This is a genomic window from Bittarella massiliensis (ex Durand et al. 2017) (assembly GCF_017566145.1).
GTDB lineage: Bacteria > Bacillota > Clostridia > Oscillospirales > Ruminococcaceae > Bittarella > Bittarella massiliensis_A.
Genome location: NZ_JABFCL010000001.1, coordinates 111,436 through 132,147 on the forward strand (window position 1 = coordinate 111,436; position 20,712 = coordinate 132,147).

Genomic DNA, 20,712 nt, shown 5'->3' on the forward strand with positions numbered 1-20,712 from the left:
AAAGCGCAGAGGATACGTCTCTGCGGCTTTGCCAATCAGTCCAAATAGCCTTTGGCGGCCAACAGCTCCGCCATCAGCACTGCGCCGCCGGCCGCTCCACGCAGGGTGTTGTGGGAGAGGCAGACAAATTTGTAGTCGTACTGGGCGTCCTCCCGCAGGCGGCCGATGGAGACTGCCATCCCGTTTTCCAGGTTGCGGTCCAGCCTGGCCTGGGGGCGGTCGCTCTCTTCAAAATAGTGGAGGAATTGCTTGGGAGCGGAGGGGAGGTCTAGCTTCTGTGGCTCCCCGGAAAAGGCGGCCCAGCGCGCCTTGATCTCCTCGGCGGTGGGCTTTTTTGCAAAGGAGACAAAGACCGCCGCGGTGTGCCCGTCGGACACCGGTACCCGCAGGCACTGGGTGGTGATGGAAGGCCCTTCGGCGTTGACGATCGCGCCGCCCTCGACCTTGCCCCAGATCTTCAGGGGCTCCTGCTCGCTCTTCTCCTCCTCGCCGCCGATAAAGGGGATCACGTTGTCCACGATGTCGGGGAAGGTCTCAAAGGTCTTGCCCGCGCCGGAGATGGCCTGGTAGGTGCAGGCCAGCACCTTGGTGACCCCAAAGTCCATCAGGGGATGGATGGCGGGCACATAGCTCTGCAGCGAGCAGTTGGACTTGACCGCCACAAAGCCCCGCTTGGTGCCCAGGCGGACCCGCTGTGCCTCGATGACAGAGGCGTGTTCGGGGTTGATTTCCGGCACGATCATCGGGACGTCGGCCACCCCGCGGTGGGCCGAGTTGTTGGAGATGACCGGGCACTCCCGCTTTGCATAGGCCTCTTCCAGGGCTTTGATCTCGTCTTTTTTCATGTTGACGGCGCAGAAGACAAAGTCCACCTGCCCGGTGATCTCGTCCATGTCCTTTTCGGCGTCGAGTACCCGCATCGACTTGACCGACGCGGGCATGGGTTCGCTCATGGCCCAGCGGCTGCCCACCGCCTCCTCATAGGTCTTTCCCGCCGAGCGGGCAGAGGCCGCCAGCACCTTTAGGTGAAACCAGGGGTGTCCCTCCAGCAGGGTGATAAAGCGCTGGCCGACCATCCCCGTCGCGCCGACAACGCCCACTTGAAACTCTCTCATCACAATTTCCTCCTTCTCCTTGTACCTTCTCGATCCCTTCCTACAGAAAAAGAAAAAACCGGTTGAAAACCGGCATAGCATGCAATATAATAGAAAGGTATGGAGTTTCTGCGACCGCACTTTTGCGGGTACACAGAGCCAGATCCGATAGCTCTCCACCATGTCACATGATGACAGTCGCAACCTTATTCAGGTCTGCGCCCAGGGGCCCCCTATGCCAAAGGCGTCCCCTTCGGCGGCGTTGCCTTTCCCACCGGCGTTTGCGGCTTGGCACCTGGCCGGCGGTACTGATCAAAACCGCACCTCTATCTTTATCTATATTCAGTTGCTCTTATCATAACACCAGCACCCGCATCTGTCAATTTGAAAAGCAAAGGACTGTACTTGCCATGCTGCGAAAAAGCGATTTTTATTTCGACCTGCCCGAAGAGCGCATCGCTCAAACCCCCATCTATCCCCGGGACCACTCCCGGCTCATGCAGCTTGACCGCCACACCGGCGAGATCACCCACCGCCACTTTTACGACATTGCCGAACTGCTCGAGCCCGGCGACGTGCTGGTGGTCAACGATTCCCGGGTTCTGCCCGCCCGCCTTTACGGACAGAAGTCCGACACCGGTGCCAAGGGAGAGGTTCTGCTGCTCAAACAGTTGGGTCCCGTCACCCGCTGGGAGTGCCTGGTCAAGCCTGGCCGCAAGCTGAAGACCGGCGTCCGCCTCACCTTTGGCGGGGGGCTACTCACCGGCGAAATTACCGAGGTGCGGGACGACGGCAACCGGGTCATCTCCTTTGACTGCAAGGGCGAAGACTTCTACAATCTCCTCGACCAGATCGGCCAGATGCCGCTGCCCCACTATATCCACGAGGAGCTCAAAGACAGCGAGCGCTATCAGACCGTCTACGCCAGGGAGCGGGGCTCTGCCGCCGCCCCCACCGCCGGTCTCCACTTCACCGACGAACTGTTGCAGACCCTCCGCGACAAGGGGGTCATCATCGCCTCGGTCACCCTCCACGTGGGGTTGGGTACCTTTCGCCCGGTGAAGGAGGAGAACGTGCTCGAGCACAAGATGCACACCGAGCACTACGTCATCCCCCAGGAGACCGTCGACATCATTGAGCGCTGCAAGGCAGAGGGGCACCGGGTCATTTCGGTGGGGACCACCAGCACCCGAACCCTTGAGTCCTGCTACCAAAAAAACGGCAGGTTGACGGCCTTTTCCGACGACACCGACATTTTCATCTACCCCGGCTATCAGTTTGGAGTCATCGACGGACTCATCACCAATTTCCACCTGCCCGAAAGCACCCTCATCATGCTGGTGAGCGCCCTCGCTGGGCGGGAAAATGTGCTGCATGCCTACCGGGTGGCGGTGGAGGAGAAATACCGCTTTTACAGTTTTGGCGATGCCATGTTTATCCTCTGATCCCCTCTTTTCGACAAAAAAGCGCTGCTCCCCGCTTGTGGGGAGCAGCGCTTTTTCAGCTGGTAAAGGCGTCAGCAGCAGTACCCGGGCAGCACCTCGCCCTCGGTGGAAATCACCGCCACCCGGCAGGGGATCTCCTTTCCGCAGCGCTCCAGCGCGCATTTGACCGCCTGCTCCATTTTGCCGCAACAGGGGACTTCCATCCGCACCACCTGAATGCTGCGGAGGTCGTTTCGGGCCAGGATCTCGGTGAGTTTCTCTGCGTAGTCCCCCTCGTCCAACTTGGGGCAGCCGATGAGGGTGAGCTTCCCCCTGATAAAGCGCTGGTGAAAGTCGCCGTAGGCATAGGCGGTACAGTCGGCTGCAATCAGCAGATCCGCCCCATCAAAGTAAGGGGCGTCCACCGGGGCCAACTTGATCTGCACCGGCCACTGGGAGAGCTCGCTGCCGCGGACAGCCACCCCTTCCCAATCTGTTCCCCTGGTGGCTATGGTCCGCGACTGGCTGCCCGGGCAGCCGCAGGGAAGGGGGGGCTCCTCCTCCGCCTGTTTGGCTTGGGCGGCCTTGACCGCCGCCGCGTCATAAGCTGGTGCTTCCCTCTCTTCAGTTGAAATTTCAACAAAGCGGACACAGGTAAATGTTTTTTTGCTGCGCACGGGCGTCAAGCGGGAAGAGAAGGGGGATTTATCCGTGCACCGTCTGCCAGAACTGCCGCCTTCGCCGCAACCGCAAGATCGGCCATCTGTCCAAGCGCACCACCCGCGAAAAGCTTCTCTCCCACCTCTCTGAGCAGGCCGCCCTCCAGGGGAGCGAACACTTTTTGATTCCCTTTGACCAACAGCAGCTGGCCGACTACCTCTGTGTCGAGCGCAGCGGCCTCTCCGTCGCCCTTAACCGCCTTCAGTTCTTCCTTTGCGGCCCTTTGGAAGACAGGGCGGGCAGAGGGGAGCGCTAAAGGGGCCTGCAGGGACGGCAGGGCAGGTACCCTCTTGCAAAAAAACCGGCAGGCGCTGCGGCAAAGAATACCGCGGCGCCTGCCGGCTTTGCAGAGAAGTCACAGCTCCTGAAAAACGCCTTTTTCAGCAACTTTTATCCATTCTATGGGTCTTTTCTGGCCGCTCGCTTCTGCGCCCTTAAGGCCCGTTTTTCGGCCCTTTGAGGGATCAGAACGCGTTCTTGGTAGTCCCGACATTCCCGGGCTACCACCCCGCTGAGGGCGAGCAGACAGATCAAGTTGGGAATAGCCATCAGCCCGTTCATGGTGTCCGAAATGTTCCAGACCACCTGCAGCGAAGTGGTGGCCCCCACAAAGGTCACCAGGGAGAAGAGAAGCCGGTAGAGGTAGTTGGCCGCCCGAGAGTGCACCAGGTATTCCAGCGACTTCTCTCCGTAATACTCCCACCCCAGGATGGTGGAGAAGGCAAAAAGGGCGATGCCCACCGTGACGATCATCCCCCCCACGTCACCGAGGGCAGTGCGAAAGGCGGCAATGGTCAAGTTGACCCCGTCGAGCAGCTTGCCGTCAGACCCCATCGTTCCCAACACCCCCGAAGAGGCGATGGCCAGTCCAGTCACCGAACAGACCACCAGGGTGTCAAAAAAGGTGCCGGTCATGTTGATGTAGCCCTGGCGGGAAGGGTGATTGGTCTTAGCGGCAGCGGCCGCAATAGGGGCTGAACCCAACCCCGCCTCGTTGGAAAAAACCCCGCGCGCCACCCCCCAGCGCATGGCGGAGAGGACGGTGGCGGTGATGGTGCCGCCCACCCCGCCGGCCACAGCGGCGGGGGAGAAAGCCATCCGCACGATTTCGGCCAATCCCTGGGGCAGGTTGCCGGCGTTGAGGGCGATCACCGCAATACCGGCAACAAAGTAAAAGACAGCCATCACCGGTACAATGACCCCGCAGACCTTGCCGATGGACTGAATCCCCCCCACCAGCACCACGCCCACCAATAGGGCCAGAACCAGACCGGTTACCCAGGTGGGCACCCCAAAGGTTGAGCCCACCGCGTCGGAGATGGAGTTTGCCTGGGTCAGATTGCCGATGCCAAAGGAGGCCAACACGGCAAACAGGGCGAAGAGAAAAGCCAGCACCGCGCCGATCCAGCGGATGGGGAAGCCGTCGCGCAGGGCGTACATCGGCCCGCCCGCCATCTCGCCGCTCTTTGTTTTGACCCGGTATTTTACGGCCAACACGCTTTCGGCGTACTTGGTGGAGAGCCCGAAAAGGGCGCTGACCCACATCCACACCAGAGCTCCCGGACCGCCCAACACCATGGCCGTGGCCACCCCGACGATATTGCCGGTGCCGATGGTGGCCGCCAGAGCGGTCATCAGCGACTGAAAGGCAGAGATGTCCCCCTCTCCGCCGGCGGCCTTTTTCTCCCGTGAAAAGACCGATTTCAGGGCATGCCCCAGGTTTCGCCAGGGGAGAAAGCCCAGCCGCAGGGTCAAAAAGACGCCAGTCCCCACCAGGAGCACCAACATCACCGGGCCCCAGACGAAATCGTTGACCGCTTTGATGATCGGTTCCACTCCCATTTTTTCACTCCTCTCAAACCGCCCTTCCCAGCCCTGCCTTCCTGGGGCTTGGGCGAGGGGAGCGGTCCATTTGCTGCGTCCCATTATAACAAACTCGCCCCTCCTTGTCGAATCACCGCCCAAGAGGGGAGGGGAAAGAGATTCTAAAGGAGTGGACAAATTGACTTTTGGCCGCCAAATGTCTATAATAATGGCCTGTATGAACCGGCGTCCCCACTGGGGTGCGCCCAGACAAGGAAGTGAACTATGTACACCCTGCTCAAACAGTCCGGCCATGCCCGCCGGGGTGAATTCCAAACCGTGCACGGCACCGTGCAGACCCCCGCCTTTATGAATGTGGGAACGGTGGCGGCCATCAAAGGGGCGGTCAGCTCCTACGACCTGGTGGACCTGCGCACCCAGGTGGAGCTGTGCAATACCTACCACCTTCACCTGCGCCCGGGGGACAAGCTGATCCACGACCTAGGCGGTCTCCACAAGTTTATGGGGTGGGAGCGCCCCATCCTCACCGATAGCGGCGGCTTTCAGGTGTTCTCCCTGGCGGGCTTGCGCAAAATTCGGGAGGAGGGGGTCACCTTCGCCTCCCACATCGACGGGCGAAAAATCTTTATGGGGCCGGAGGAGAGCATGCAGATCCAGTCCAACCTGGCCTCCACCATCGCCATGGCCTTTGACGAGTGCATCAAGTTGCCGGCTGAGTACAGCTATGTCAAGCCCTCCTGCGACCGCACCTACCGCTGGCTGGTGCGCTGCAAGGCGGAGATGGCCCGGCTCAACGCCCTGCCCGACCGCAACAACCCTCACCAAATGCTCTTTGGTATCAACCAGGGGGGGACCTACGAGGACTTGCGGATCGAACACGCCAAGAAAATCGCCGCGCTCGACCTGGACGGCTATGCCGTGGGCGGCCTGGCGGTGGGGGAGCCCAAAGAGGAGATGTATCACATTCTCTCGGTGGTGGACGAATACCTGCCGCAGAACAAGCCCCGCTATCTCATGGGGGTGGGCACCCCCGGCAATATCATCGAGGGGGTCTGGCGGGGGATCGACCTCTTCGACTGCGTTATGCCCAGCCGCAACGCCCGCCACGGTCACCTCTTCACCTGGGAGGGCATTCGCAACATCAACAACCAGAAGTACGAGCGGGACACCCTGCCCATCGACCCCCAGTGCGACTGCCCCACCTGCCGCCGCCACTCCCGCGCCTATATCCGCCACCTCTTCCGCGCCGGCGAGAAACTGGGCCAACGGCTGGCGGTGATGCACAACCTCTATTTCTACAACACCCTGATGGAAAAAATCCGCGCCGCCCTAGAAGAGGGGACTTTTGAGGCGTTTCGCGCCCAGTACGTCGATCTGCTGGACACCCGCATCTAAAGCAGAAGATGTGAACAGCGCGTGAAGATTTGCAAACTGGTTGAAAAAACGGCCAATCAATAGTATAATGAAAATACTGTAATTTTTTTGGAGGGAAACGATCAATGTCAAATTTGTTTTTACTGGAGGCCGCCGGCGGCACCAACATGCTGATGACCTTCCTGCCCATGATCCTCATCCTGATCATCTTCTACTTCATGCTCATCCGTCCCCAGAGCAAGAAGGACAAGGCCCTGAAGAAGATGCGCGACGAACTGCAGGTTGCAGATGAGATCACCACCATCGGCGGAATTGTCGGCCGCGTCCTCTCCATCAAAGAGGACACCGTTCTCTTTGAGACGGGCAGCGACCGCACCAAACTGCGGGTCAAAAAATGGGCTGTGCAGGAAGTGGAGAAACTCGCCGACCCCATTGACAACAGCGAGTCCAAGGAAAAAGAGAAGGACAAAAAAGAGAAGAAGTAGTGATTTCGCTCCTTCCGGCCGGTTTCCGCGCAAACGCGGGCCGGCCGCTTTTTTTGCCACAGGAGGCAGGGTCGAGGAGACGGCGTGCCCGCTCCCGGGCCGGTATAATGGACGGCGCGGGCACATAGACTGTACCAAAGTCTAAAGACGGAGGGAACAGATGATGCGCACAGGGGAGCGAACCGCGGCAAAGGGGCCGATCAAAACAGAGGGTGGCAGTTTTATCAAACACTGGCTCATCGGCGTTGGCGCCGGGCTTTTGGGCACGGCTCTCGCCCTGGCGATCTTTGCCTTCACCATGACCTTGCACGATTTCGGCGGCCCCGTTTTCATTGCCGGCACCACCGCTATTCTGGCACTGGGTGGCTTTTTGGCGGGGCTTGTCGCCGCTCGCATCCGCCGGCAAAACGGAATGGCCATCGGCGCCCTGTCGGGGGCGCTGCTCTATCTGCTCTATCTCGGACTCTCCCTGCTCACCTTTGGGCTCGCCTTCGGCCCCATGGCCATCACCAAACTGGCCATCTGTGTCATTCCCGCCTGTTTGGGCGGCGTGTGGGGGGTCAACTACCGCAAAAAGCACCGCTGATACAGCGCTTCATTCAAATCGTTCACCGGGCACACCGCTTCTTTGTGAGATGGGTGCCCGCCTTTTCTGTTTTGAGGCAAAGGGCCCCTTTTGGAGAGCATTTGGCCCTTGTAATTTTGTCTTTCAAGGGGTATAGTAGTTTCCATAATCTCGGCTTCACCCGCCCTGTTTCCACCCCCGCCTTCCTGTCTGGGTTTGAAAGGGGATAGGAGGGTGGGAGAGCTTGTACTAATCCTCCTTTCTCCCTCATAGACTGTATCGAACAGGAGGGAAAAGAAGATGAGACGTACAAGACATCCGGCCCGGCGGCCCCACCGAAACCGGCGGGGAAGCGCCGTCAACCCACTGCTGTTGAGCCTGGCGATCACCTTTGTGCTGGGCTGTGTCGCAGGGTCTCTGCTGGTGCCCGGCCTGCCCTGGACAGAGGTGGGCGGTGACGCCCCGGCCTGTGCATGGGTCCGGTGCGCCATCAGCAGCCGCTGGCAGGACGTGCTCTCCCAGGGCATTCTGGCGCCGCTGGTCATCCTTTTAGGGCTCTACGGCTCCTCGTTCAGCGGCATTGGCGTGCCATTTTGCTACCTCTTTTTGGCGGTGCAGGGGGTCTCTACCGGGCTTACCGGGGGCTATCTCTATTTCTATCACGGGGTGTCGGGGGCTGTCTTCAACCTTCTCATTCTGCTGATGCCCGCTGTTCTGTGTGCCGGCGCCCTCCTTCTCTTCGCCCGAAACTGCGCAGGGGTCTCCTACCTCGTCTGCAAAGACCTCTTCTGGGGAGAGAAGGAGGAGCTGGGGCCGCCCTTCCGCCGCCTCACCCACAGTCTGGGGGTTGCCGCCGCTTTGATTGTTGCCTCTGCGGTTCTCAAGCTACTGTGCTTCTGGGCGTTCTCCTCGTACATACAGGTGTGAGGGGAAAATGGCCGGCAGTCGGCGGTTACCGCCTAAAAAACAAGATAAAAAGGGAAGGGAAGGAGCGCAATGTACTCCATTGCTGAACAGTTTGCCGCCCATCTCTGCGGCAGGGTCTCCACCGGCACCTCGCGTGCCTACCTGTCCGATGTAAACGGCTTTTTACAGGCCATCTCCTTTGCTGGAAACACCGATGCCATTACCGACGGCGCTATCGAGGCCTATTTGAGCGCACTGCGCGAACAGGGCCTCAAGCCGGCTACTTTAAACCGCAAGGTCTCCTCCATCAATGCCTTTGTCAAATACCTTAAACAGGCAGAACTGGTGGGGTACGGCCAGGTGCAGACCCAGGCGCTGGCCGTGCAGAACTACCTGCGCCCCTTTCCCGAGTTTCTCTCCCCCGCCGATGTCGATCGCCTTTTGCAGGCTCCCGACCTATCCACCCCCACCGGGCTGAGGGACCGCGCCATGATGGAACTGATCTACGCCTCTGGCATTCAGGTCAAAGAATTGCTGGCCCTGCACCCCTGGCAAATCAACTTTAAAAAAAGCCGCCTTGCAGTGGAGGGAAAGGACGGCACACATCGGAGTGTTCCCCTCTATCCCCAGTGCCTGCAGCTGCTACAGCGCTATTGCAGAGAAGTTTTGCCCGCCCTTCCATCCGCCGGAGAGGGCACTTCTCAAGACCTTCTCTTTCGCAATTTAGAAGGCAGGTCTCTTTCACGACAGGGGTTTTGCAAACAGGTGCGAAAGTATGCAGCCAAGGCTGGACTGGGGGAAGGGGCCACTGCCAAAGCCCTGCGCCAGTCCTTTGCGGCCCACCTCCTCCAGAGCGGAGCTCCCATTCAAAACGTACAGGTGCTGGTGGGGCACCTCACCCCCCAGTCCACCGCTTTTTACCACAACGCCGTTCGACATGCGGCTCGCACCTCTTACAAAAAACACCACCCAAAGGCCAAGCCCGGGGAAGAGAAGAAGCCATGAAAAAACAATTGATCGTCGTCAACGGCACTATGGGGGTAGGGAAGACCGCCACCTGTCAGGCTCTCAAAAAGATGGTGACGCCCAGTGTCTTTCTCGACGGGGACTGGTGCTGGGACATGGAACCCTTTGTCGTCAGCGAGGAAAACAAGAAAATGGTGATGGAAAACATCGCCTTTCTCCTTCGCAACTTTCTGCAAAACAGCAGTCTGCAATACGTCCTCTTCGGCTGGGTCATCCACCAGAGGGCGATCCTCGACGACCTGCTGGGCCGGCTTGCCGGACTCCCTTTTGACTGCCGGGTATTCACCCTTGTCTGCACCCCAGAAACCCTGCGAATTCGCCTGCAAAGGGATGTGGAGCGGGGACTTCGCACGGCCGGTGTCATTCCCCGCAGTCTCGACCGGCTGCCCCTTTATGGACAGATGGGGACGAAAAAGATCGATGTCAGCCGGATTACTGCCCGCGAAGCGGCCGCAGAGATTGCCCAGCAGATCACCGTACGTCCTTGATCGCCTTTTTGCATTGTCGGACAACCTAAAGCGATCCCTTTCCAGAGACGCCTGCACTGGGAGGGGATCGCTTTTGCTTTTACTCTTCATTGTCGTCATTGTCGTCTTTTTGGGATTTCACTTTGGGCACAGTTTTTCGCTTGGGGGGCTTTACGCCCGAGAGGGGAGACTTGGCAGAGGCCTCCTCCATCTGTTTGTTGGAGACGTGGGTGTATATCTCGGTGGTGGAAACGTGTTCATGGCCCAAAATCTCACTCAACACCCGTATGTCCACACCACCGTATTGGTACATCAGCGTCGCCGCCGTGTGCCGCAACTTGTGGGTGGAGAGCCCTTGGTTTGAAAGGCCAGTGTTTTGCAGCGTTCGCTCCACAATCTGTTGCACCCGCCGGCGGCTGATCCGGGTGCCCAAACGGGATAAAAACAGTGCGTCCTTGTCCTTTATGTCGGTTAAATTGCGGCTTCTGACCGCTTTGTAGTTCTCAATTGCATCTAGACAAGCCCGATTGAGGTAGACGATCCGCTCTTTGTTCCCCTTGCCGGTGATGCGGACGGTGTTGTCGGAAAGGTCGCCCAGATCGATTCCCACCAACTCGCTCAAGCGCATGCCGCAATTGAGAAAAAGGGTCAAGATGCAGAAGTCCCGCTCGTAGTAGCCGTCGTCCACCACGTGGTTGAGCAGCTCAAAACTCTCTTCGAGGGTGAGGTATTTGGGCATACTCTTTTTGATGGCCGGTATTTCCAGGTCCTTGATGGGGTTTTGCTCCAACAGATTGGCATTGACTGTAAGGTACTTAAAAAAAGACTTTAAGCAAGAGACTTTTCGCGCCCGCGTCGTCGCGTTGTTGCCGCGCTCTTTGGTGATGAAATACATGAATTCATACACGTCCGACAGGGTGACACTGCGGATAAAGTCGATGTCTACATCATCAATGGAAATGTCATCAAAGGAAACGTCGGCGGCGATCAGGCCCTTGTGCAGTTTGAGAAAGCGAAAGAAGGTGCGCAGATCGATAAAGTAGCTGTCGACTGTGCGGGGCGAACGGCCTTTGATGGTCTCCATATAGAAGAGAAAGTCCCGCATCACTGTGGGAGCCTGTGCGAGAACAGATTTGTCCAGCGGCAAAAAAAGCACCTCCTGATTGATAATTGACTTGATATATGGGCTGATTTGTGGCTGTGGCAGTGAGAAGCCACAGAGATATCCCTTAAAAGCAGAGAAAGGAAAACCAGCCCCCTAAATTGCACTAAATTTTTATTTAGTGCAATTCGCTGTTTCCAATATAGCACCTCTCCCCGCAAAAATCAATTGCAAGATTTGGCGCGTTCCACAGCAAAATCACAACATCTGCTAAGCCAAAGTCAAGGAGGCTATCCATCGTCTCGGAGATTTGAGGATATTCTCCCAGCTAGCTGGGCAGGATATTTTGTAAATGGGAGGCGATCAAATCCATGAATCTGGTGATTTGCGGGAAAAAGTGCAAATTTCAAAAAGATGGCTACTGCAACCTGCCCAACCTGTCACAGATGGGAAACAATCTAGGTGAAGGCTGTGTTCACTTTACCCCGTTGGAGGAAACTAAAAAGCCGCTTTAAACGCCTCTTGGATGGAACTCACTCCGACAACCTCAATTCCCCTAACCGGCTGCAGCTGAGCATGACGGAGATTCTGTTTGGGGACAATCACCCGCCGAAAGCCAAGGCGCTGTGCCTCGCTGATGCGGGCTTGCAACTGGGAAACAGAGCGGATTTCCCCTGTCAGCCCCACCTCCCCCACCGCCAGCACGTCGCTGGCGATGGGCTGGTCTTTAACGCTGGAATACATGGCGAGAATCACCGCCAGATCGGCAGCCGGTTCATCCAGCCGAATGCCGCCCACCACGTTGATATAGACGTCTAGATTCCCAAAGAAAAAGCCGCCTTTCTTCTCCATCACGGCGATGAGGAGGTTGGCCCGGTTGTAGTCAAACCCGGTGGAGACGCGGCGGGGCGCGGCAAAGCCCGACTTGGTGATGAGGGCCTGCACCTCGGCCAACAAGGGGCGGCTGCCCTCCATATTGCAGGCCACACAGGTGCCGGAAACCCCTGCCGGCCGGCCGTCGAGAAGCCTCATCGAGGGGTTGAGCACCTCTTTGAGACCTTCTGCTGTCATGTCAAAAACGCCGATTTCATTGGTGGAACCATACCGGTTTTTGACCGAGCGGAGGATGCGGTGGGAGAAGTGCTTGTCCCCTTCAAAGTACAAAACTGTGTCCACAATGTGCTCCAACACTTTTGGCCCGGCAATCGCCCCGTCTTTATTGACGTGGCCGATGATGAGGACGGGGATTTCCTCCCCCTTGGCGGTCTTCATCAACAGAGAGGTGCACTCCCGCACCTGGGCGACACTGCCCGGCGAGGAGGAGAGCTCGCTCAAATTCATGGTCTGAATGGAGTCGATCACCACCAGATCGGGGCGGGACGAGGCGATCAAGTCGCAGATGGCATAGATGTCGGTCTCGGCCAACACCTTTAGGTTTTCACCGTCGACACCTAAGCGGTTGGCCCGCAACTTGATCTGGCGGATGGACTCCTCGCCCGAGACGTAGAGCACCTGCAGCTGCCTCGCCAAATAGCCGCAAATCTGAAGCATCAGGGTAGACTTTCCGGCCCCCGGCTCCCCGCCCAGCAAGACCAGGGCCCCCTTGACAATTCCCCCGCCCAGCACCCGGTCCAGTTCGCCGATGCCGGTCAAAAAGCGGGCTTCGCTCTCTTCACTGACGCGGTTGAGAGCGGTGGGCGCCTGGCCGGAACTGCGGCTTCCAGTTTTGGGGGCAGCCGCTCCCCCTTTTGCGGCGGAGGGAGCACGCACCAGGTGCTCCTCCAAGGTGTTCCAGCTGCCACAGCTGGGGCACTGGCCGCTCCACCGGGGAAAACTCGCCCCACATTCGCTGCAGGTAAACGCTATCTTCTCACTCGATTTCATCTGTATCCTCCCAGAATTGTACGGGGCTCTCTCCCCTTCTCTCTTTCCCCATTATAAGGGCTCTCTCCCCTTTCTGCAAATACAAAAAGAGACCGCAAAAGCGGTCTCTTTTCTCCTTTAAGGAAACACGGCTTTTATTCGTACTCCACCACGTCGATCCAGCGCATCAGGAAATCCTGTTCCAAATCGTTGTGCTTGGTCAGCTGAGCGGCAGCCACGATGGGCAGCCAGCGCTGCACATACTGCAGGGCGGTGTCGCTCTTCTCGCAGAACAGGCGCAGGTACATATCGGCCTTCTTCTGGTCTTTCAGGGCAAACAGAAGGTAGGTCATGGCTGCGTCGGCACTGGCGTTGCCCTGGGTCGCGTGGGCCCAGTCGATAATGGTCAAGCTGCCGTCCTCGCCGACGATGACGTTGCTGGGGATAAAGTCGCCGTGGCAGACCTTCACGTGCTTGGGCATGCTGTCCAGGCGGGTGTGCAGCTCGTACCGGGTGGTGGCGCTGATGGCGGTCAGGCTGCTGATCTGGCGGTTGAGTTTGTCCTTGAGCTTGTTGAGCATGGGCGCCTGTTTGCTGTGCATCTCAAGCTGCAGAGAGACAAACTGATCCATGTATTTTTCCAGGTTGGCCGGGTCCTCGTCCATGACCTCTTCCATGGTCTTGCCGCGCTTGCGCTCCAACACCAGGGCCCATTTCCCGTCGATCTGGGACACTTCCTGCACTTTGGCGGTGTTCAGGCCGGTCTCCTCGACAATGGCCTGGTTGAGCGCCTCGTTGAAGACGTATTTTTTGGGGTGGGACTCCTCAAAGACCTTGACCACGCTGTCGCCGGAGAGATAGACTTTTTTGTAAGGGCGTGCTACGATGAGATCCTTTTCTTCCAATTTCATGATTCACTTACTCCTTCCAGGTGGGGATTGGCGAATAGACGGCGCTTTTGCTTACTTGCCGTAGTAGCACTTCAGGTAGATCTCCTTGATCTCCTTCATGAGCGGGTAGCGGGGGTTGGCGCCGGTGCACTGGTCATTAAAGGCCTGCTCCACCATGTCGTCCAGGGTATCCAGGAAGTACTTCTCGTCGACCCCGTAATCCTTGATGGTCTTCTTGATGCCGATGGCCTCTTTGAGCTCTTCCAGCTTGGCACAGAGCTTGTCGAGTACCTCCTGGTCGTTTTTGCCGCTCAGGCCGACAAAGCGACCGATCTCGGCGTAGCGGGCCAGGGCATGGGGGTACTCGTACTGGGAGAAGGTGCCCATCTTGGTGGGAACTTCGACCGCGTTATAGCGGATGACCTCGGTGAGGATGACGGCGTTGGCCACACCGTGGGGCAGGTGGTGGAAGGCGCCCAGTTTGTGCGCCATGGAGTGGTTGAGGCCCAGGAAAGCGTTGGCAAAGGCCATGCCGGCCAGGCAGGAGGCATTGGCCATCATCTCTCTGGCCTTGGGGTCGTTGGCGCCGTTCTCGTAGGCGGAGGGCAGGTATTCAAAGACGCTCTTGATGGCTTTGAGGGCCAGGCCGTCGGTGTAGTCGGAGGCCATGATGGAGACATAGGCCTCCAGGGCGTGGGTCATGACGTCGATGCCGGAGGCGCTGGTCAGGCCCTTGGGCTGGGTCATCATGTTGTCCACATCGACAATGGCCATGTTCGGCAGCAGCTCGTAGTCGGCCAGGGGGTATTTCACGCCGCTGTTCTCGTCGGTGATGATGGCGAAGGGGGTCACCTCAGAACCGGTGCCAGAAGAGGTCGGGATGGCGACAAAGTAGGCCTTCTCCCCCATCTTCGGGAAGGTGTAGACGCGCTTGCGGATGTCCATGAAGTCCATGGCCATATCCTCGAAGTTCACGTCGGGGTGCTCGTACATCACCCACATGATCTTGGCAGCGTCCATGGCGGAACCGCCGCCCAGGGCGATGATGGTGTCGGGCTCAAAGTCAGCCATGGCTTTGGCGCCGGCCTTGGCGCAGCCCAGAGTCGGATCGGGAGCTACGTCGAAGAAGCAGGTGTGCTGAATGCCCATTTCGTCGAGTTTGGCCTCGATGGGGTGAACATAGCCGTTTTTGTACAGGAAGGTATCGGTGACGATGAAGGCCTTCTTCTTGTTCATGACTTTGCCCAGCTCGTCCAGGGCGACCGGCATGCAACCCTTTTTGAAGTAGACCTTTTCGGGGGTTCTGAACCAGAGCATATTCTCTCTCCTCTCGGCCACGGTTTTGATGTTCAGCAGGTGTTTCACGCCCACGTTTTCAGAAACCGAGTTGCCGCCCCAGGAGCCGCAGCCCAGGGTCAGGGAGGGAGCCAGCTTGAAGTTGTAGAGGTCGCCGATGCCGCCGTGGGAGGAGGGGGTGTTGATGAGAACACGGCAGGTCTTCATGGCAGCCGCGTGCTTGGCGATCTTCTCCTTCTGGGCGGGGTGCACGTAGAGGGAGGCAGTGTGGCCATAGCCGCCGTCAGCCACCAGCTGAGCGGCCTTCTGCAGGGCCTCGTCAAAGCTCTTGGCGCGGTACATGGCCAGCACCGGGGAGAGTTTTTCGTGGGCAAACTCTTCGGAAATGTCCACCGACTCGACCTCGCCGATGAGGATTTTGGTGCTCTCGGGCACGTTGACACCCGCCAGCTGGGCGATGGTGTAAGCGGACTGACCGACGATCTTGGCGTTGAGAGAGCCGTTGATGAGGATGGTCTTGCGGACCTTCTCGATCTCGTCCTTTTTCAGGAAGTAGCAGCCGCGGTAGGCAAACTCGTCCTTGGCCTGCTGGTAGACTTTGTCCAGCACGGTGACCGACTGCTCAGAGGCACAGATCATGCCGTTGTCAAAGGTCTTGGAATGGATGATGGAGTTGACGGCCATCCGCACATCGGCGGTGTCGTCGATGATGACAGGGGTGTTACCGGCGCCCACGCCCAGGGCGGGTTTGCCGGAGGAGTAAGCCGCCTTCACCATGCCGGGGCCGCCGGTGGCGAGAATGATGTCGGCGCTGCGCATGACCTCATTGGTCAACTCCAGCGAGGGAACGTCGATCCAGCCGATGAGGCCTTCGGGAGCGCCCGCCTTGACTGCCGCATCCAAAACTACTTTGGCGGCGGCGATGGTGCAGTTCTTGGCGCGGGGATGGGGGCTGATGATGATGGCATTGCGGGTCTTCAGGGAAATCAGGGTCTTGAAGATGGCAGTCGAGGTGGGGTTGGTGGTGGGGATGACAGCAGCCACCAGGCCGATGGGCTCGGCCACCTTCTGAATGCCAAAGGCGGGGTCTTCCTCGACAACGCCGCAGGTCTTGGTATCCTTGTAGGCGTTGTAGATGTATTCGGCTGCGTAGTGGTTTTTGATGACCTTGTCTTCCACAACGCCCATGCCAGTCTCTTCGACGGCCATTTTGGCCAGCGGGATGCGCTGCTTGTTGGCCGCCATGGCGGCTTCATAGAAAATCTTGTCGACTTGTTCCTGAGTAAAGGTCGCAAATTCCTTCTGCGCCTCTCTCATTGCCTTCATCTTCGCGATCAGCGCCTCGACGCTGTCGATGAGGACAGGTGCGGTTTCGTTTTTCTTCGCCATACTGATTTTCCTCCAATGCGGTTGTCGGGTGGCTCTGCTTACTATATCCAAGTATATAGCATAGAGCATTTTTTTCAAGTGGTAATTGATAATTTTTTAACGATGTCCGCCACTTTCTATTTCCCCGACAATTCTTTTTCTGTTTGAGCAGATTTTATCATCAAATTGATGGCTATCCCCCTTTTCCGACAGAAAATCATTGATTTTCCATTTGTTACATCCCTATTATACCCTGTCACTTTGCATAAGAAAAGCCCCTTTCGGCGAAAATTATAATGCTTATTTGTTTGGCGGGCTCACCTCTTTGCCCCCCTCCCCGCGCAAAAATGCGCCCTCGCTCCTTGTCGGGCGCGGGGGCGCATTTTTTCAGGACGGTGTGCGGAAAGGAGAAGCCAGAGGGCCACAGCAGTTTCCCCTATCGAGATTACCTCCACCGGGAGGATCGCCCCAGGTACTCACAGAGTCCCTGGTAGATACAGAGGGCCAGCTGCTGCTGGTAGCCGCTGTCTTTGAGCTTTGCCAACTCCTCGGCATTGGAGATAAAGCCGCACTCGATGAGAACTCCCGGCGTGGTGCTGTTTTCCAGCAGAAAGTACTCTTTGCCAGAGGGCTTGTGTTCCCGGTGGCTCTCGGGCTGCAAATTGGTGCGGATGGTCTGTTGGATACACTTGGCCAGCAACTCTCCCTCGGCATTTTTCCTGTTGTAAAACACCTGTGAGCCCTTGTTGGCGCTCTGATATGAATTTTGATGGATGGAGAGGAAGATGGTGTCGGGGTGATCGTTGATCAATTTGAGGCGATTTCGCATGTCTGACTTCTTGCGCTGTGAGAGGTTATTCCCCTCGCTCTCGGTGGAGGTGTCCTGCTCTCGGGTCATAATGACAGTGTACCCCTGAAAAGCCAGGGTGTCCCGCAGCTTGAGGGCAATTTGCAAATTGATGTCCTTTTCCACCACCGAGCCCGACGTCGCGCCGGAGTCAAAGCCGCCGTGGCCCGCATCCAGGATGATGACCGGCCGCTTTTTCAGATCGACATCGCTGGCAATGGCAAAGGCCGTGAAGTTGCAAAGGGTGATGACCAGGGCCAATAGCACCGAGATTCCCAGCAGCAAATAGGGGGGCTTACACCTTTTGGCGACAAACAGCATATTTTTCACCTCTCGGTAAAGGTATGCAGTTTTGGCAGGGGTTATGTCTCGCCCTTCCATCCCTTCTCAGGCGGTAAAAAAGCGGTATCTGATGGTGTTTCAGATACCGCTTCTTTGTGGAGGCGCCACCCAGAATTGAACTGGGGATAAAGGTTTTGCAGACCTCTGCCTTACCGCTTGGCTATGGCGCCATATTCACGGTTATACAAAATAGCTGTATAACCGGCTTTGTAAAACGGAAGGCGCTAATTTCTTAGCGCCTTTTTGTGGAGCGGGTTACGAGGCTCGAACTCGCTACCTCCACCTTGGCAAGGTGGCGCTCTACCAGATGAGCTAAACCCGCATAATTTGGTGCCTCCGGGCGGAATCGAACCACCGACACGGGGATTTTCAGTCCCCTGCTCTACCGACTGAGCTACAGAGGCCAAACTGGCGACCCGGAAGGGGCTCGAACCCTCGACCTCTAGCGTGACAGGCTAGCGTTCTAACCAACTGAACTACCGGGCCATATATGGTGGGAACAACAGGGCTCGAACCTGTGACCCCCTGCTTGTAAGGCAGATGCTCTCCCAGCTGAGCTATGCTCCCCCTCACAACCGCTGCAACTCATCCCTTCAGCGACGAGATTTATTTTACTATATCCACCCACTTCTGTCAATAGGAACTTTTGCATTTTTTCTCTTTTTTGCGGGGCGCCTCCCTTCTCTAGGAAGGGCTTTCTTTCTCTCCCTCCCAAAAGGCCGCCAGTGCCCGAGCGATGGCTTCTGGGGAGCGAACTGCCCTGGCATGGCGCCAGTGTTCGGGGAAGAGCTGGCGGTAGCGGGGGGCCGAAAAGCGCTCATCGATCAGGAGGACCACCCCTCTGTCCTCCTCACTGCGAATCACCCGCCCCGCCGCCTGCAACACCTTGTTCATGCCGGGGAACTGGTAGGCAAAGGCAAATCCCATGTGATTTTGCCCCTCATAGTAGTCGCGAATGACATCGGTTTCGGGGTTTATCTGGGGCAGGCCAACCCCCACCACGATGCTGCCGATAAGCCGCTCTCCCTGCAGGTCGATCCCCTCGGCATAGATCCCCCCCAGCACGCAAAAGCCCAGCAGGCTGCCGCCCTGGGCCGGGGCCTCAAAGCGGGCCAAAAAGGCCTCCCTCTCCCCTTCGTCCATCTCTCCTGTCTGCACTGCCAGGGCGATCTCGGGGTGCTCGCTCCGAAAGCGCTCGCAGACCATCTCCATATATTTATAGGAGGGGAAATAGGCGATGTAGTTGCCCTCCCTGGCGGACACCACCTGCCAGATGGCTTCGCTGACGGCGGCGGCGCTCTCCTCCCGCCGGTTGTACTTGGTGGAGACGGCATCGTCCACCAGCAGACAGAGATTTTGCGCCGGATAGGGCGAGGGCAGGGTACAGACCTTGCTTCCCTCCCCGCCGCCCAAAACGGTGGCGAAATACTGAATGGGTGAGAGGGTAGCGGAAAAGAGGATCGCCGCCCTCCCCCGCTCCATCGCCTGCCCCAGCAGGTAGGAGGGGTCGACGCAGTACTGTTTGCTGATTACCTCTGTCCCCCTCTTCTCGCCAAAGAGGACATACCGCTCGTCAAAGAGCTGGGCGATCTTGAGATAGCTGTTGACCTCAAAATAAAAGGAGAGCACCGCCTGCAACCGGGCGTCAGCCTTGTGGCGGTCCAGCCACTCCTCGCACCGGCTCTTGAGAGCGGCGAGGCGGTCGATAAAATCGCTGTCCTGCTCTTTTTTGAGGAGAAAGCGCTCCTCCCCGCACGCCTTGCGCAGGGCCACCATGGCGCTGTTGACCTTGGTGAGGGCAGCGCTAAGCTTTTTGCTGCCGGCGTCCTTTGCCAGCAGCCGCTTAATTTCCAGCACCCTTGACTTGTAGAGCCGGGCCGAAAACATCTCTCGCGCCCGGTCGGCCAGATTGTGGGCCTCGTCGATCAAAAAGACATAGTCGCCCTGGCGATCCTCAGAAAAAAATCGCTTGAGGTAGACCTGCGGGTCAAAGAGGTAGTTGTAGTCACAAACAATGCAGTCGCTCCACAGGGTGAGGTCCAGTCCCAGCTCAAAAGGGCAGACACGGTGTTTTTGGGCGCAGGCCTCAATCTCCTCCCTGTCGATGCCGTCCGGCCCGTGAAGCAGCTCCATCACCGCGTCGGAGACCCGGTCAAAGTGGCCGTTTGCATAGGGGCAGTCATCGGGATTGCAGGTGCGCTCCTCCAAAAAGCAGATTTTGTCCTTGGCGGTCAGGGAGACACTGCGAAAGCGAAGACCGCCCTCCCGCAGCTTGGCAAGCCCCTCTTCCGCCGCCCGGCGGGCCACCGTTTTCGCGGTGAGGTAAAAGAGCTTTTCCGCCATCCCCTCCCCCACCGCCTTGACGGCGGGAAAGAGGGAGGAGATGGTCTTGCCCACCCCGGTGGGCGCCTGGCAGTAGAGACGGCCCCTCTCCTGAATGGTTTTATAGACAGCGCCCATCATCCGCCGCTGGCCCTCGCGGTAGCGCGCAAAGGGGAAGGCGGAGGAGGCGATGCTGGCGTCCCGCTGGACCGTCCATCCCTGCCAGAAGTCGGCCCACACTTGGTAGCGGGAGAGCAGGTCGAAAAAGCCCTCCTCCAGCTGGGCAAAATCCAGGCTGCGGCGGTGGCGGAGAATCTCGTCGGTGTCAATTTGGTAATAGGTCAGGCGCAGGGTGAGGCGCTCCTTCCCCTCCTGCAGGGCGTAGATGTACCCGTAGCAGAGGGCCTGCGCCCAGTAGGCGGCGTTGTCCTCCGGCCCGATGGACTCCAGCGAGACAGCCACCGTCTTGATCTCGTCAATGACCGTCTCCCCCTCCTCCTGGAGGACGCCGTCGGCCCGCCCTTGAATCCAAAAGGGGATGTCCCGGTAAATCAAGTGGATAGAGAGGGGCACCTCGGGCCGGTATCCCTCCTCCTGCCGCTGCAGCTTTCGGTGGATGCGGGAGCCCTCCTGCGCCCGGTCGGCCCCTGAAAACCGGCTGTCGATAGAACCGCTCTGGGTGGTGAGGGCCACCAGTTGGCGAACTGGCAGGCGAATTTCTGCGCTCTCTCCCATCTGCCAAACACCTCCCCTTTTTCTGCGGCAAAAACCGCGCGTCTCTCCTCCAAAAGAAGGGG

Annotated in this window: 17 protein-coding genes, 5 tRNA genes, 1 pseudogene and 1 riboswitch; of the genes and pseudogenes, 9 read left to right on the plus strand and 14 right to left on the minus strand. The window is 58.3% G+C overall.

What is annotated here, in order from left to right; all coding sequences use genetic code 11:
- Nucleotides 1–35: 35 nt before the first annotated feature.
- Entirely contained in the window at nucleotides 36–1,115 is a 1,080-nt protein-coding gene (gene asd, locus HJY11_RS00555) for an aspartate-semialdehyde dehydrogenase (RefSeq protein WP_208074156.1), read from the minus strand.
- A 140-nt stretch (nucleotides 1,116–1,255) separates the two neighbouring features.
- A riboswitch (Lysine riboswitch) is annotated at nucleotides 1,256–1,431 on the minus strand.
- A 73-nt stretch (nucleotides 1,432–1,504) separates the two neighbouring features.
- Between asd and queA the strand changes: the two genes are divergently transcribed.
- Entirely contained in the window at nucleotides 1,505–2,539 is a 1,035-nt protein-coding gene (queA, locus tag HJY11_RS00560) for a tRNA preQ1(34) S-adenosylmethionine ribosyltransferase-isomerase QueA (RefSeq protein ID WP_368041508.1), read from the plus strand.
- Nucleotides 2,540–2,610: 71 nt separating this feature from the next.
- Here queA and HJY11_RS00565 read toward each other — a convergent pair.
- A pseudogene (locus HJY11_RS00565) lies at nucleotides 2,611–3,153 on the minus strand (ferredoxin); the annotation flags it as partial.
- A 23-nt stretch (nucleotides 3,154–3,176) separates the two neighbouring features.
- On the opposite strand from HJY11_RS00565, the gene HJY11_RS00570 reads away from it, so the two are divergent.
- Nucleotides 3,177–3,494: a hypothetical protein gene (locus HJY11_RS00570; protein WP_208074157.1), complete on the plus strand. Its 318-nt coding sequence runs from the start codon at nucleotides 3,177–3,179 to the stop codon at nucleotides 3,492–3,494.
- A 143-nt stretch (nucleotides 3,495–3,637) separates the two neighbouring features.
- Here HJY11_RS00570 and HJY11_RS00575 read toward each other — a convergent pair whose 3' ends face one another.
- Complete coding sequence (locus HJY11_RS00575) at nucleotides 3,638–5,080, minus strand: alanine/glycine:cation symporter family protein (RefSeq protein WP_243764075.1); 1,443 nt, start codon at nucleotides 5,078–5,080, stop codon at nucleotides 3,638–3,640.
- Between the two features lie 246 nt (nucleotides 5,081–5,326).
- Here HJY11_RS00575 and tgt point away from each other — a divergent pair, with 246 nt between their 5' ends.
- The 6 genes from tgt to HJY11_RS00605 all read left to right on the plus strand — a co-directional run bounded on the left by tgt (nucleotide 5,327) and on the right by HJY11_RS00605 (nucleotide 9,906).
- On the plus strand, nucleotides 5,327–6,457 hold the full coding sequence (gene tgt / locus HJY11_RS00580) for a tRNA guanosine(34) transglycosylase Tgt (RefSeq protein WP_208074158.1): 1,131 nt from the start codon (nucleotides 5,327–5,329) through the stop codon (nucleotides 6,455–6,457).
- A 104-nt stretch (nucleotides 6,458–6,561) separates the two neighbouring features.
- Entirely contained in the window at nucleotides 6,562–6,921 is a 360-nt protein-coding gene (gene yajC, locus HJY11_RS00585; protein WP_208074159.1) for a preprotein translocase subunit YajC, read from the plus strand.
- A gap of 160 nt (nucleotides 6,922–7,081) precedes the next feature.
- Complete coding sequence (locus HJY11_RS00590) at nucleotides 7,082–7,507, plus strand: TIGR04086 family membrane protein (RefSeq protein ID WP_208074160.1); 426 nt, start codon at nucleotides 7,082–7,084, stop codon at nucleotides 7,505–7,507.
- A gap of 279 nt (nucleotides 7,508–7,786) precedes the next feature.
- A complete protein-coding gene (locus HJY11_RS00595; protein ID WP_208074161.1) occupies nucleotides 7,787–8,413 on the plus strand; it encodes a hypothetical protein in 627 nt (208 codons plus the stop codon).
- 69 nt (nucleotides 8,414–8,482) lie between these two features.
- The gene (locus HJY11_RS00600; protein WP_208074162.1) at nucleotides 8,483–9,397 is read left to right on the plus strand and encodes a tyrosine-type recombinase/integrase; all 915 of its coding nucleotides are present in this window, start codon (nucleotides 8,483–8,485) and stop codon (nucleotides 9,395–9,397) included.
- A complete protein-coding gene (locus HJY11_RS00605) occupies nucleotides 9,394–9,906 on the plus strand; it encodes an AAA family ATPase (protein ID WP_208074163.1) in 513 nt (170 codons plus the stop codon). The genes HJY11_RS00600 and HJY11_RS00605 overlap by 4 nt, the downstream gene beginning before the upstream one ends.
- Nucleotides 9,907–9,985: 79 nt before the next feature.
- On the opposite strand, the gene HJY11_RS00610 is transcribed toward HJY11_RS00605, so the two are convergent.
- A complete protein-coding gene (locus HJY11_RS00610) occupies nucleotides 9,986–11,032 on the minus strand; it encodes a tyrosine recombinase XerC (RefSeq protein WP_368041509.1) in 1,047 nt (348 codons plus the stop codon).
- 326 nt (nucleotides 11,033–11,358) lie between these two features.
- Here HJY11_RS00610 and HJY11_RS00615 point away from each other — a divergent pair, with 326 nt between their 5' ends.
- Nucleotides 11,359–11,502 carry a hypothetical protein gene (locus tag HJY11_RS00615; RefSeq protein WP_208074164.1) on the plus strand — a complete coding sequence of 48 codons (144 nt, stop codon included), beginning with the start codon at nucleotides 11,359–11,361 and terminating at the stop codon, nucleotides 11,500–11,502.
- Here the strand turns inward: HJY11_RS00615 and radA are convergent.
- The 10 genes from radA to HJY11_RS00665 all read right to left on the minus strand — a co-directional run bounded on the left by radA (nucleotide 11,486) and on the right by HJY11_RS00665 (nucleotide 20,650).
- Nucleotides 11,486–12,871, minus strand: coding sequence for a DNA repair protein RadA (gene radA / locus HJY11_RS00620; protein ID WP_208074165.1), 1,386 nt, complete (start codon nucleotides 12,869–12,871; stop codon nucleotides 11,486–11,488). The genes HJY11_RS00615 and radA overlap by 17 nt on opposite strands.
- 134 nt (nucleotides 12,872–13,005) lie before the next feature.
- Nucleotides 13,006–13,761, minus strand: a complete 756-nt coding sequence (locus tag HJY11_RS00625; protein ID WP_185915139.1) for a phosphotransferase family protein — start codon at nucleotides 13,759–13,761, stop codon at nucleotides 13,006–13,008.
- 51 nt (nucleotides 13,762–13,812) lie between these two features.
- Nucleotides 13,813–16,425: a bifunctional acetaldehyde-CoA/alcohol dehydrogenase gene (gene adhE, locus HJY11_RS00630; protein WP_208074166.1), complete on the minus strand. Its 2,613-nt coding sequence runs from the start codon at nucleotides 16,423–16,425 to the stop codon at nucleotides 13,813–13,815.
- Between the two features lie 424 nt (nucleotides 16,426–16,849).
- Nucleotides 16,850–17,572 carry an N-acetylmuramoyl-L-alanine amidase gene (locus HJY11_RS00635; RefSeq protein WP_208074167.1) on the minus strand — a complete coding sequence of 241 codons (723 nt, stop codon included), beginning with the start codon at nucleotides 17,570–17,572 and terminating at the stop codon, nucleotides 16,850–16,852.
- Nucleotides 17,573–17,689: 117 nt separating this feature from the next.
- Nucleotides 17,690–17,763, minus strand: a tRNA-Cys gene (locus HJY11_RS00640).
- 76 nt (nucleotides 17,764–17,839) lie between these two features.
- A tRNA-Gly gene (locus HJY11_RS00645) sits at nucleotides 17,840–17,915 on the minus strand.
- Nucleotides 17,916–17,921: 6 nt separating this feature from the next.
- Nucleotides 17,922–17,997: transfer RNA gene (locus HJY11_RS00650), tRNA-Phe, on the minus strand.
- 5 nt (nucleotides 17,998–18,002) lie between these two features.
- A tRNA-Asp gene (locus HJY11_RS00655) sits at nucleotides 18,003–18,079 on the minus strand.
- A 5-nt stretch (nucleotides 18,080–18,084) separates the two neighbouring features.
- Nucleotides 18,085–18,160, minus strand: a tRNA-Val gene (locus HJY11_RS00660).
- A 117-nt stretch (nucleotides 18,161–18,277) separates the two neighbouring features.
- Nucleotides 18,278–20,650: a helicase C-terminal domain-containing protein gene (locus HJY11_RS00665; protein WP_208074168.1), complete on the minus strand. Its 2,373-nt coding sequence runs from the start codon at nucleotides 20,648–20,650 to the stop codon at nucleotides 18,278–18,280.
- Nucleotides 20,651–20,712: the final 62 nt, after the last annotated feature.